The organism is Lacticaseibacillus jixianensis (assembly GCF_003946485.1).
GTDB classification, from domain to species: domain Bacteria; phylum Bacillota; class Bacilli; order Lactobacillales; family Lactobacillaceae; genus Lacticaseibacillus; species Lacticaseibacillus jixianensis.
On sequence record NZ_RHOJ01000021.1, the window covers coordinates 1 to 12,766 of the forward strand.

Consider the following 12,766-nt stretch of genomic DNA (forward strand, 5'->3'; position numbering starts at 1 on the left):
TAGCACTAACAAGAATAGGTCTTCATGGCCTTTTTGGTCTAGTCGTCAGGGTGTTGCACTTGAATTGTAAACTGGGGTTCTTAGCAATATACAATTGTAATAAATGCATTAAGACTATTGTCAAGATACTGAATCCTTTTAAATAATCTACTAGTTGGACTCTCTTCATCTCAGCCTCCATTTTCATCTGTTAATCAATCGGCATGAATTTCTGCCATGAATTCCTTCAGCGCTTCCTGCCACGTCTGCATCTTGAACCCCGTCGCTTCGGTCTTGCTCAGATCCAGGATGGAGTGCCGCGGCCGCCATGCCTTCTGCGGGTACTCAGCACTCGTCACGGGCAGGACCTCGGTGTCGGTGTCTTTGAGGATCTCCTTGGCGAACTCGTACCAATTGCAGCTGTTCTCGTTTGACAGGTGGTAGATGCCGTAATCCAGGTTTTGATCCACCGCGAACAACATGAACTCGGCCAGCGTCTTGGTCCAAGACGGCCGGCCAAACTGATCATTCACCACCGTCAACTGATCGTGCGTCTTGGCCAAGTTAAGCATGGTGTAGACGAAGTTGTGGCCATATTCGCCGAACACCCAAGATGTCCGGATGATGTAATACTGCTTGGCGTACTTCTGAACCGCTTGCTCGCCTTCGTACTTGGTGCGGCCGTATTCGTTGCGCGGCGCCGGCTGATGGTCGACGGTGTAGAGCTCATCGCTATCGCCATCAAAGACATAGTCAGTGCTGATGTAGATCAGGGTCGCATTATTGGCACCGGCCGCCTTGGCCATGTTCTCGGTGCCTTTGGCGTTGACCAGCTCGTCGATGGCCTTGCCCTCATCTTCGGCTTTATCGACCGCCGTGTAGGCCGCGCAGTGGTAAACCACGTCCGGCTGATAGTCGGCAAAGTAGGCATTGACCGCCTGTTCATCGGTGATATCCAGTTCCTTGGCGTCGGTCGCCCGGTAGGCGATCCCGCGGCCGTCCAACATGTGACGCAGCTCGGTGCCCAGCTGACCATTAGCCCCAGTAATCAAAATCTTCTTCATCAATTTCATCTCCGTGTTTTGACACAAAAGCGAAGCGACTGCGCGCTTCGCTTTTTGCGTTGGCTTATTGGCCCTGCTTGGCGTACTTGGCTTCGACAGCGTCCTTTTCGGCACGCCACCAGTCTTCGTGTTCGGTGTACCAGTCGATAGTGTGCTTCAGGCCGGACTCGAAGTCGGTAAACTGCGGCGTCCAGCCGAGCTCGGTGCGCAGCTTCGTTGAATCAATGGCATAGCGCAGGTCATGGCCGGGCCGGTCCTTGACTTGCTCATAGTCGTCTGGGGACTTGCCCATCTGCTTGAGGATCATCTCAAGCACCGTCTTGTTGTCCTGTTCGCCATTGGCACCGATCAGGTAGGTCTCACCGATCTTGCCCTTGGTCAGGATCGTCCAAACGGCCCGGGAGTGGTCTTCCGTGTGGATCCAGTCGCGGACGTTCTTACCGGTGCCGTATAGCTTCGGGGTGATGCCGCTGAGGATATTGGTGATCTGGCGCGGAATGAACTTCTCGATGTGCTGGTAGGGGCCGTAGTTGTTCGAGCAGTTGGAAATCGTGGCGCGGACTTTAAACGAGCGGGTCCAGCCGTGAACCAGCATGTCTGAGGCCGCCTTGGTGGAAGAATACGGGCTGGAGGGGTTGTAGCGACTCTCCGTGGTAAACTTCTCGCCCTTGCCTTCACCGTGGCCTGGCAGGTCTTCACGCAGCGGCAGATCGCCGTAGACCTCGTCGGTAGAGACGTGGTGGAAGCGCACGTCGTACTTACGTGCGGCCTCCAGCAGCGTGTAGGTCCCAACCACGTTGGAGTGCAGGAACGGGCTCGGATCGATCAGCGAGTTGTCGTTGTGACTTTCAGCGGCGTAGTGCACGCAGGCGTCAACTTCGCTCATCAGCTTGTCGACCAGCGGGGCATCACAGATGTCGCCGACCACCAGCTGCACCCGATCGCCCAGCAGGTCTTCGATGTTGGCCTTGTTGCCGGCGTAGGTCAGCTTATCCAGCACGACGATCTGAACGTCTGGATGATTGTTATAGACGTACCGCACAAAGTTGGAGCCGATGAACCCGGCTCCCCCGGTTACCATAAGTTTCATTGTTAGATCTCCCCATAGACGAAGTTGTTCTCGGCATCCTTGAGTTGTGGGTGCTTGGTATCCTTCTCCGACATGATCAGGTGCGTCGTTGGCATCGGCCACTGAATGCCGATATCAGGATCATCAAACGCGATGCCGCGGTCGGCGTCTGGCGCGTACACGCCCGCGACCTTGTAGCAGAAGTTCACGTTTGGCGTCAGCGTAATGAAGCCGTGGGCAAAGCCCTTCGGTACGAACAGCTGGCGGTGATTGAACTCAGAGAGGATGTAGCCTTCCCATTGCCCGTAGGTCGGGGAACCCTTACGGATGTCGACCAGCACGTCTTCAACGACCCCGGTGACCACGCGGACCAGCTTGGTCTGCGCGTAAGGCGCCATCTGATAGTGCATGCCGCGCAGGACGCCAGGTTCTGCCGAAAGGCTCTGGTTGTCCTGATTAAAGTCAGTCGTGATCCCGGCCGCCTCAAACTTATCACGGGTCCAGGTTTCGGTAAAGAAACCGCGGTTGTCACCGAAAACGTCGGTTTCAACGATTTTGACATCCTTCAACTTTGTGGGAATGATCTTTAAACTCATTTGTTCTCCTCCTGTTTCACTAACTGCAACAGATACTGGCCGTACTCCGTCTTCTTCAGTGGCTGCGCCAGCTCCTCGACCTGCTTGATATCGATATAGCCCATCCGGTAGGCAATCTCTTCCAAGTTGGAGATCTGTAGGTTCTGACGGTGCTGGATCGAGGCGATGAACGCCGAGGCCGTCTGCAGGGACTCGTGGGTCCCGGTATCAAGCCAGGCAAAGCCGCGGCCCATCAGTTCAACGTCGAGCTCCCCGCGCCGCAGGTATTCCTGGTTGACGTCGGTGATCTCAAGCTCCCCACGCGCGGATGGCTTGATGTTTTGGGCAATCTTCACCACGTCGTTATCGTAGAAGTAGAGCCCCGTCACGGCATAATTAGACGCCGGGTGCGTCGGCTTTTCCACGATAGACTTAGCGTGCATGTGCTCGTCAAAGTCGACCACGCCGAAACGTTCTGGGTCGTTGACGTGATAGCCAAACACCGTCGCGCCTTTTTCCTTTGCTGCGGCACGTTGCAGCATCTTCGACAGGCCGCCACCGTAGAAGACGTTGTCCCCTAGGATCAGGCAGACGGAATCGTCGCCGATAAAGTCCGCGGCCAGGATGAATGCCTCAGCCAAGCCGTTGGGATGCTCTTGCACTTTGTAGCTGAGATTGAGCCCGATCTCATGACCGTCCCCAAACAACTCCTCAAATCTTGGGAGATCCTTGGGGGTGGAAATCAGCATGATGTCCCGAATCCCCGCCAGCATCAACGTGGACATCGGGTAGTAGATCATGGGTTTGTCGTAAATCGGAATCAGTTGCTTTGAGATTGCCCGAGTAATCGGATAGAGCCGTGTCCCCGAGCCACCTGCTAAAATAATGCCCTTCATAACTCGATCCCCTTTGTATGCTAGCCTTCTCTTAATACCATCTTCCCCAGTATGCCATGAGTAGCGAAATCAGGCCACTTCGAATTTGTAAGATAATTTGGTTGAAGCTATGATTAATTATATAACTCTCAAATATGCGCCGTTGGAGGTCGCTTAGACGTTATAGTTAATAGTTATCGAGTCTTAAATTGAACGTAAATTGAGTTACTAAACTTGAATATTCAGTGATTACTTGATCGCTGAATCGATACTTTCTGCCGACGCTCCGAATACATGGTTGGAAATAGAGGACGGATTTACACTTCAAGTGCAACAAGTTAGCTAAATAGAAAGACTCATAGCCTGTGTCCTTGTAAAACGGAATCACCACAAGACCACAACAAGGAGAACTCGACTATGAGTCCATACAATCATCTCACCTTAAAGGAACGCGAAACAATACTGCTTGGTCTCAATAATGGTCTGACTCAAGAAGTCATTGCAAAATCTCTGGGGCGCTCACGGAACACCATCAGCCGTGAAGTCGCTCACAATGGCGATTGGGAGAATTACTCTGTATCGGAAGCTCAGACGCGTGACAAGAAGGTTCGTGAGCACTCTCGCCGACCACGAATCCTCGCAGATGATCAAGTGTGCGAGCGCGTGGTCCGTTACATCGTCGAGCTGCATTGGTCACCTGAACAGATTGCCGGACGTATACGCCACGAAAGCAGTCCGATTCAGATCAGTTACCTAACGATTTATCGCGGCATCTACCGCAACAACCTTGGCGTTCCGCTTACAAGCCATGGTGCTCGTGGCATTGCTCGGCAGTTACGCCATCGCGGTAAGGCGCGTAAGGTGAAAGGCACCGTCAATGAAAGACGTGGGCGGTTCAACGAAGCGCCTTCAATCCCTGACCGCCCATTATCAGCGGAGAATCGGTGCTGGTTTGGTCATCGGGAGGGTGACACGGTCCGCGGCAAGACTGGACACTCAGCTCTAGTCACCTTAGTCGACCGTAGATTACGTTATCTGCTTTCAGTGCGAGTATCGACGGCTAATGCCAGTCAGGTCGAGAAAGCAATGGTGGCCCTGCTAAGTGAGCAGCCACGAGGCTGAACGAGAACCGTTTCCGCCCGACCGAGGAAGCGAGTTTGCACACGCACATTACCTCACCAATTTAGATTTGGTGTGGTAATCATACTGCCTAGCAAGGGGCAATTATATCCGGTCTGTCATTGGGTGCCTATGGAGAGCACCTAAACCATTTGAGATCCAGATGCTCAAGAAAAATATTATCAACTCTTCTTGACGAAGAAGCCAAAATAATTCCGGAGGGCGGGCTGGCTGCCCGTGTCTGGAATTATTTGTCGCGCTTGCTTGAAGTCGGGTTGGTATAAAGTGTGCGTCAATAATAATCAGAGATAAATTATTTTCCAAGAATATCTTCCATCGTGTTAGCAGGGCTAAAAGCTGCGACTTCTTTATTTGAGATACCGTTATATTCTGAGTTCTTGATTGCGTGAATTGCATTTAGAATAGAATCAGAATTGTTGTCGCAGAAGATATAGCGATTGAATTTAGAGAAGAATTTATATAGCACCTTTTTTTCTTCTGCAGTACCGTCAAGTATAAACAATATTCTCTTGTTGGTTGATGAATATTGATATATTTTCCCGGGAATCTGTCCACCATGCAAATTGCACAGAAACACTAGAACAGTGGTTCCATCTTCCACTTTTGATAACTCAGCTAGACTAATTCGTGGGCGAACATGAATTAGGTCAGTTGAGGTCAAAGCCAAGTCGCTATTTCCGATTATATTTCCACTTTCGCCGCTTGCTTCCAGTGCGTTCATAAAAGGCTTTAAGTTCCGGCTGAACGAATAGTAATCACCAAAGTATCCGTAAATCTCCTGGCTCGGAATATCGTTCACGCTATCTTTCTCCTTATAATAATATGGAAGCGTGTGCCATTCCATCTTAGAAGCGAACCGAGGAAACGCCCTCTTCTGATACTTTAAAGTTAAAGGGCTTGAATATATAATCCGATCTGGACCACTTAACAGTTTCTCCTCCTCTTTAAACTGACGCGATTCATTAGACTGACTATAAAGGTCTCCAAGCCAAGGATCCTCCCAGATTTGTATCCACTTCTCCGCGTGAACATTTCCTTTCCTAAGTAATTCTTGTGCAAGGTGATGAGAGAAATAAGGTGTTGCCAAAGATATGATTTCATCATAGCTCTCAGAGTTATAAAACCTGCTTGCTCTTCGCATCCAAATGCTAGCTGTGCGACCATAGATGCCGTAAAAACGAAGAACGGTGCGCTTCATAAGAGTGACTAAAGAAATTTTCTTAGATGAAGCCGTCTTTTTCGCACCGGCATTAATGGTAATTGGATTACTGTTAACGCTTGGAGGATCATAATTGAACCAATTTCTCACTTCAGGCAGTTTAATTGAGTTATCTACAATACTTCCTTTGTTGCTCATAGAAAGGACGTCTACCTCATGACCCAACTGCACTGCACCATTGATATAAGCAATGTGGCAGAGATTTGCTGACGAATTTACCTGTAAGCATGAACCAACCACAAACAATATCTTCATATTAAACATTTTCCTTCCATCTTACATAGGTGTGGGCACTCGTGTAATTAAGAATTACTGTCAGCCCGCGGCAAATAAAAACCTAGTGTTAGCGCAACAAGTATGATTGTAGCATTAGTAAACATCGACTCAACGAACGAACCGGCGATTACATATACAAACAATGAAAGTGCTGCGACTAGAGAATAATACTTGTTTTGAAACTTTTTAAGAATGTCTTTGAAGATATAAGCTAAAGCAGATAGGTAAAGCACCGTCCCGAGAAAGCCGTATTGGCCAAAGATATACGGCCAATAGGTATCAGATACATAGTCTGATCCAGTTGTCTGAGATATTCCATCAACATTAGCAATACCATATCGGGAATAAACGGGGGAATAATACTCAGCTGAAATAGCACTGGCAAACGTGGCAAAACCTGCCCCAAAAGGGAAACTCTGTTTGGCAATTTGGAAACCAACAATGTAGAGTGCGGGCCTAGCAGCCATCAGGCCCCAACTAAGATAGCTCATTAATTTGTTGCGTCCCAGATAGTAGATGGCACTAAGAATGATAATTATAGCAAGAACAAGCCTTCTTCTAGTTCGAGTAGATGTGGTCCTTGAGGCAACTCTGTGATATCTGCCTCTAAGAAGGATGGCAAGGATAACTGTAGCAGCCATGTACATGAAGGCCTTTGTTCTCATGCTAAAGAATAAGACGATAAACCCACTTACCAGGTATAGGGAATTAATGCGTATTCCCTTAGCAATGAGGACTGTGCATAGGATTACAACTGAGGCGACCAGGAATGTGGAATGTGAGTATAAGAAGGTAAATGTTTTAATTGGTCCACGGTATCCACTATTCATTCCGATATTTGCGAACTGATTCAGAATTGAAAAGAATAGTAGTGTAAGAAGATACGCTTTGCTGAATCGGATAATGTTTTTTTGGACACGAGGATTATTGTTCTTCATAAATGCTGAACTATAGAGGTATACAATAAAAAATTTGCTAACCGCCAAAATATCCTTAAGAATGGCCACTGCATTTGTTTGATAGTGATTCAAAAAGGTTCCCAAAAAACCAATAAATAGAAAACCTACCCCTAGTAGAATGATCTTCCAGTAGTCCTTAGCCATTCTTTTGTGTGATATCTTAACTAGGAAGAGGACAAGCATGACTAAGGCCACGGTCTCGTCAAAATAGCCTAATGCGGGAATATATTTCTCGAAAATATTTTCTAAGATTAAAAAGACGAACAATAGGTCCATAACTTAACATCTCCAAAGAGTCAGGTAGTAGCCAAGGTTTCTATTTGATTTTCGACCAGCTGCACAGTTGTAGAAAGATCATAGCCTGATGCTTTAATGTCATTGGAAGTGTCAGTTCTTGGAATCCTTCCCAATTCTTGAATCCGCTTCGCCCATTCATGAGGGGAGCTTTTTAAACTCATAAAGCTGGTATTCTTTGTAATACCTACTTCTTTGGAGATTGTGTCAGAAAAGAGGCAGGGTAGTCCGGCTGCTTGGGCTTCAATACCAACTACGGGAAGACCCTCATATAATGACGGTAGGAGGAAAACATCCATCGCTTGCATAAGTTGAGCTATATCAGCTCGTTCACCCAAGAATCTTATCGACTTGCTTAAGTTTTTCTTAGCCACATATTCTCGAACTGCATCCTGTAATTCGCCAACTCCAACCAATAAGAGAATTGCCTTATTGTTCAACCTATGCAACGCTTCAAAGATGTTAATAAGTTGAATGTGGTTTTTTTGTTCAACGAATCTTCCGACATGGCCCACTATAAATGAATCTTCCGGGAGATTTAGCTCAAGGCGCGCAAGAGACCTCTTGGACTTACTAAAAGCATAATCCTCAGATTCCACAGCATTCGGAACCCACACATAGTCTTTCTCTGCAACTGACTTTTCTCCAAACATCCAGGATGCGGCCTCTCTTGAAGGGGCAAATTTTTTGTTTGCGATGTGGTTAATGTAACGGCGACCTAGCGAATTTGCCATTCTGTGAATTAAATTGAGATCAACTTCGGATGAATTGTGGGAATGTATAATAATCTTCTTAATACCGCAAAAACGACAAATGAGAGGATACTTGAATACGGCAGAGGGTGAACTTAAATTAAAATACGCTATGTCATAGTTCTTCCTGGCTGTATGAATTGTGTTTTTTAAAATAGTTATAGCCTGGTTGACTCTGCCGGGTTTTGCGCCTCTAGCAAGGGGAATCTTCTTTCCACCTGCTCTATTCAGAGCTCCATCAAAGAACTCTCTTCGGTCAAGTTTCGTAATGAAATCAAGCTCGATTTTTGACTTATCTATACCTCTGAACAGATTTATAGAGTATCGTTCAATCCCGCCACTCGTCAGGCTATAAACCATATAAAAGACCCGTATGGTCTTATTCTTTTCTTTTTTCATTTTAACTCCTATGGAGACGTTTAAGAACAGCGTAGTATATTTCATTATATCCGTCGATAAACTTTTTGTACTGATAATTATTAATATATGATTCTTTTGCTTTATTGCCGATTTTGACACGTAGCTCCTTACTGCTAGCTAGTCTCAAAATGGCATTTGCAAAATCTATGCTTGACTCCTTCTTGGCTAGCAGTCCATTCTGATTATTTTCAATTAACTCATTATTTCCTGGAATATCACTCGCAATCATTGCTTTTGCCTGCGAAAACACCTCAATAGGAATTAAAGGGAGGCCTTCCCATCTTGAGGATAGAACAACAAAGTCGAGTTGATCAATAATATCATATATGTGTGACTGGTAGCCGAGAAATATAATGTAATTGTTCAAATTTAAAGATGCAACCTGTTGTCTAAGAGCTTCTTTGTCGTCTCCATCGCCAATAATGACGCCCACGATAGCTGGATTCTTCTTCCGGGCAAGTGCAATAGAATCAATGAATACATCCATTCCCTTTTGTTTAGTCAATCGACCGATACTACCGACTAAGCACTTACCTTCACTGCGCAATCTAGCTAATTCATTGTTTCTGCTTCCACTTAGGTGAACGGACACCGAGTTATAAACTACTTGGATCGAATCTGGATTTATGCCATAAAATCCTTCTAAATTTTTTTTAACACCTTGTCCTACGGCCACAATTTGTGTTTCTTTTAGGGAAAATCGGACAAGAGAGCGCCTATTCGTGAATATATTATGGGCTGTGTAGACGGTTGGAATACCAGTTAAAGCGGAAATTATTCGTGCGTAAAACGCAGCCATGCGATGGTGGGTGTGTACTAGTTGTATTTTGTATTTTCTAATGGTTAACCAAATCTTTAGAAAGCAGGCTACCATCGTAAATGGATTTTTTGAGTCGATATCTGGCATGGTTACATGAGCAATTCCCAATCGCTTCAACTTGGGTACATATACTCCACCAGATGAAATCACGATCTGATCTTGTTCTTTATTATCTCGGCAGAGTTGGTACACAATTTTTTCCGCACCTCCCTGTCCCATAGTTCTTGAGATATGTAATATGCGCATTGTTCTTACCTCTTCACGTTCCCAGATAACTTCGCTTTAATCACGTGCCAGATGAAGGTGATATTTCCGAAGAGATATCGTCTTAGTAGACGCTTCGGTTCCTGACCGACTCTAAAGAGCCACTCTAGATTGGACTTTTGCATCCACAATGGTGCCCTAGGTATCTTTCCAGAGATTACGTCAAAGCTACCTCCGACACCCATAAAGACGCTTTTATTTCCATCGGCTTGCAGAAACTCCACTAGGTACTCCTTCAATGGCGAGGTAATCCCAACAAAAACAAGATCTGGCTTTAGCTCTTTTAACTGTTTTGATATTAGGGGCCATTCTTCTCTGCGAAAGTACCCATTTCTAACTCCGACAATTTTTAGGGTTGGATTTTGGTCCTTTAGCACCTTGGCTGCTTGCCGAACAACCGACTCCTTTGCTCCCAGCAGGAAAATTTTGTACTGGTTTTTGCCGCTTAATTCCACAAGACGTTGCATTAGATCTATTCCAGCAACTCTCTCTGGCAGAGGTTCTCCCAGGAAACGGCTAGCAAGAACTAGTGATGCTCCGTCGGCATTGATAACGCCGCAGCTATTCACAATTTCACTAAATTCTGGATCCTTCTGCATTGCGTTTATCTTGTCTGCATTAACTCCTATGAGATGCAAAGGAGTGTTAGTCTTTATGTATTCGTTAACCAGCGAGACGGTTTGACTTTCGTCTAAGACGTCAACTTCGGCACCTAAAAGTTTGATTCTCGGATTATTTCCCAAGCGGACTTCTTGCATTGTTGATATTTGAGCCACGTTAATTTCTCCATTATTGTTATAGTTTTAGTCAGTTTGGTAAAGCTTGTTAGCTGGTCATTGCATACTTATTAAGACGTTGATCTTCCCACCAGGATATGAGGCTTTGTTTCTGGCGGCTGACTTCTCAAAATATTAATAATCAAGTCCTGATATGGAAGTAGAGTGGCAATCTGAGGTCAATCCCAGTTGTTTGCGCAACTACTCTGACCATGTTCCAGACAGGCTATTCCTAGCATCGAATACGGCTTTGACATTTTCTACTGTCACGATTTGTGAGTCCATCGATTCAATTTAACTACTATAATTCGCGGGTATATCCATAATTAAGTGGCTGTTTCACTAGACCGCCATATCCTTGACCTTGGTAGTAACTTTGTAGCGTAATTGATGGGGGTCACCTTCGTACTGGGCCAAAATTAAAATTGGTACAGCAAATACCCTCAGAAGGGTCAAGACATTGCTCAGTACCACGGCTTGGTTGATCTTAACTGCCAGTGACTCTGCGATTCGAGAGTTCGCCAAATCAAGCCCTACTGATCCTTTCAGAAAGGCAAAGCGACGTTCGATCGCACCTCGCCGCTTTCCAGCATCGGTGTCCTTGAGTCTTTGCTCAGCGGAAGCGTGTTTGGGTTTTGCACCAAGCCTTAGTCCGAAGATCTTGATGCCTAAGTCTTTGCACAGCTTCATATTCTTTCCATTGCGGTACAGCGTGTCAGCCAGCACCTTATCCGGGTATTGTCCATACAGCTCGTAATAGCGATCCAGCGTTTCCTTAAAATCGACACTTTCAGTGAAGGCAGAAAAGTCGAAGCGCTCTAGAGCAATGATTCCTTCACTTAACAGGAAGTCGACCTTGCCCCCAAACTCGACTTTTGCATTCGCTTTGCCCCGCTGAATTGGGAGCATGTAAGGCTGTTGGAGACTGACGATTCTGTCTTCAACGTGATACATCTTGTTGGCATACATATGCCACTGGTAGTCAAACAAAATCCGAATCACGCCAAGGCGAGTGGCCTGTTTGTTATTCAAAGTCGCCCCGGCATCGATGAATTCATTTATAAACCGCGGGTCACGGCGAATGTTCTGACTCTGAATTTTAACTTGCTTGTATACTGAACTGCGTTGGCGCTTTGGATGACGAGAGCAGGCGGTCCAAAGCTTTTTGGCTTCGCGCTTATACATCCGTGGATTCGGTACACTAAGTTGGTGGGCCATGTCGATCTCCAAGATTTCAAAGCTCTACCACGCCTGATTGAGCAGCATCGTGTCCTGCGGAAAATGGATCTTAAATGGAACCGCGGTGGCATCAGTAATCATCACGCTGACCCTGAAGCCGACGATGGCCTCAATCTTGGCACGCAGCCAGTCGTTAATGATATTGCGGATGAATTCAGAAAGATCCACGATCCGCTTGCAGAAGTAGCACAAGCTGGAGTAACTGAACGGCGCTTTAGCCTGGCATTCGGACAGGCCGACGAAGTGCTGATAAGCCGGCGTATCGTGAAACGCATTAACGACGCCTCGATCAGTAATCTTCATCCCCCCTTAGATCAAGCCAGCCCCTTAAAGTATTCGAAACGGCTTCATTGCGCGTCCTGAATTCTTGGGACATTTTAATTGGTATGTTTTATCCAAAGCCTGCCAGGGGAAGACATCGGCCAATTGAACCCACTCGTTGTCTGGACTGAGTGGTGTACTCAGACCGCAACCAAACGACTCAAAGGAAAATTGATGAGGCCTTTGACGATAAACCGTGGATAAAACCTCCAAGCGAATTTCAGAAACACACGGTAAATACCAGCAATCCGGTAAAATATACGCAGTTATTATACGATAATACCGTTCTAAAATCACCAGTGTATTGGAGTATAGAATTATTAAACAGCCACTAAGTATACTCGCCAAAAAAACGCCTAAGAACGGGGAAGATTCCCATTTATGGTACCCAATATCTATCAAGAATAAATTGAAGTCACTGATTAGTCTGCTGGAACGGAGGAAGATTTGAGGCTGACCCATTGTGGCTGACAATCTTGGCCGGAACACCAGCAAGAGTCACGGAATCTTCTAAGCAGTCTTTTACAACCACAGCACCTGCACCAATCGCAACGTTGTTTCCAATCCGAATGTTACCGATAATCTTTGCTCCACTGCCAATAAAGCAATTATCGCCTATTAAGGCAGCTTCTTTCTTACCATTTGTTGCCCCTATAGTAACGCCTTCTTGAATTCTGCAGTTTTATCCAACCTTTGCATTATCATTTACAACAATCGTCCCAAA

Annotated in this window: 10 protein-coding genes and 2 pseudogenes; 1 reads left to right on the forward strand and 11 read right to left on the reverse strand. The window is 46.2% G+C overall.

The features are described from left to right. Positions 1-194 precede the first annotated feature (194 nt). The 4 genes from rfbD to rfbA all read right to left on the reverse strand — a co-directional run bounded on the left by rfbD (position 195) and on the right by rfbA (position 3,583). Positions 195-1,043 carry a dTDP-4-dehydrorhamnose reductase gene (gene rfbD / locus EKM85_RS08590; RefSeq protein ID WP_125585958.1) on the reverse strand — a complete coding sequence of 283 codons (849 nt, stop codon included), beginning with the start codon at positions 1,041-1,043 and terminating at the stop codon, positions 195-197. 64 nt (positions 1,044-1,107) lie between these two features. After that, positions 1,108-2,133: a dTDP-glucose 4,6-dehydratase gene (rfbB, locus tag EKM85_RS08595; protein ID WP_125585960.1), complete on the reverse strand. Its 1,026-nt coding sequence runs from the start codon at positions 2,131-2,133 to the stop codon at positions 1,108-1,110. A gap of 2 nt (positions 2,134-2,135) precedes the next feature. Beyond that, positions 2,136-2,708 carry a dTDP-4-dehydrorhamnose 3,5-epimerase gene (rfbC, locus tag EKM85_RS08600; RefSeq protein WP_125585962.1) on the reverse strand — a complete coding sequence of 191 codons (573 nt, stop codon included), beginning with the start codon at positions 2,706-2,708 and terminating at the stop codon, positions 2,136-2,138. Then, positions 2,705-3,583 (reverse strand): glucose-1-phosphate thymidylyltransferase RfbA, encoded by an 879-nt coding sequence (rfbA, locus tag EKM85_RS08605; RefSeq protein ID WP_125585964.1) that lies wholly within the window; start codon positions 3,581-3,583, stop codon positions 2,705-2,707. Before rfbA ends, rfbC begins: the two co-directional genes overlap by 4 nt. A gap of 396 nt (positions 3,584-3,979) precedes the next feature. On the opposite strand from rfbA, the pseudogene EKM85_RS08610 reads away from it, so the two are divergent. After that, positions 3,980-4,724 (forward strand): annotated as a pseudogene (locus EKM85_RS08610) (IS30 family transposase); the annotation flags it as partial. A 270-nt stretch (positions 4,725-4,994) separates the two neighbouring features. On the opposite strand, the gene EKM85_RS08615 reads toward EKM85_RS08610, so the two are convergent. The 7 genes and pseudogenes from EKM85_RS08615 to EKM85_RS11720 all read right to left on the reverse strand — a co-directional run bounded on the left by EKM85_RS08615 (position 4,995) and on the right by EKM85_RS11720 (position 12,715). Further along, on the reverse strand, positions 4,995-6,176 hold the full coding sequence (locus EKM85_RS08615; RefSeq protein ID WP_125585968.1) for a hypothetical protein: 1,182 nt from the start codon (positions 6,174-6,176) through the stop codon (positions 4,995-4,997). A gap of 47 nt (positions 6,177-6,223) precedes the next feature. After that, the gene (locus EKM85_RS08620) at positions 6,224-7,432 is read right to left on the reverse strand and encodes a hypothetical protein (protein ID WP_125585970.1); all 1,209 of its coding nucleotides are present in this window, start codon (positions 7,430-7,432) and stop codon (positions 6,224-6,226) included. A 20-nt stretch (positions 7,433-7,452) separates the two neighbouring features. Next, positions 7,453-8,601: a glycosyltransferase gene (locus tag EKM85_RS08625; RefSeq protein ID WP_164510724.1), complete on the reverse strand. Its 1,149-nt coding sequence runs from the start codon at positions 8,599-8,601 to the stop codon at positions 7,453-7,455. A gap of 1 nt (position 8,602) precedes the next feature. Then, positions 8,603-9,688 (reverse strand): glycosyltransferase, encoded by a 1,086-nt coding sequence (locus EKM85_RS08630; protein WP_125585974.1) that lies wholly within the window; start codon positions 9,686-9,688, stop codon positions 8,603-8,605. A gap of 5 nt (positions 9,689-9,693) precedes the next feature. Then, positions 9,694-10,464 carry a WecB/TagA/CpsF family glycosyltransferase gene (locus EKM85_RS08635; RefSeq protein WP_125586002.1) on the reverse strand — a complete coding sequence of 257 codons (771 nt, stop codon included), beginning with the start codon at positions 10,462-10,464 and terminating at the stop codon, positions 9,694-9,696. A 360-nt stretch (positions 10,465-10,824) separates the two neighbouring features. Then, positions 10,825-12,255 (reverse strand): annotated as a pseudogene (locus EKM85_RS08640) (IS5 family transposase). A gap of 202 nt (positions 12,256-12,457) precedes the next feature. Then, complete coding sequence (locus tag EKM85_RS11720; protein ID WP_379882350.1) at positions 12,458-12,715, reverse strand: serine O-acetyltransferase; 258 nt, start codon at positions 12,713-12,715, stop codon at positions 12,458-12,460. Positions 12,716-12,766 lie beyond the last annotated feature (51 nt).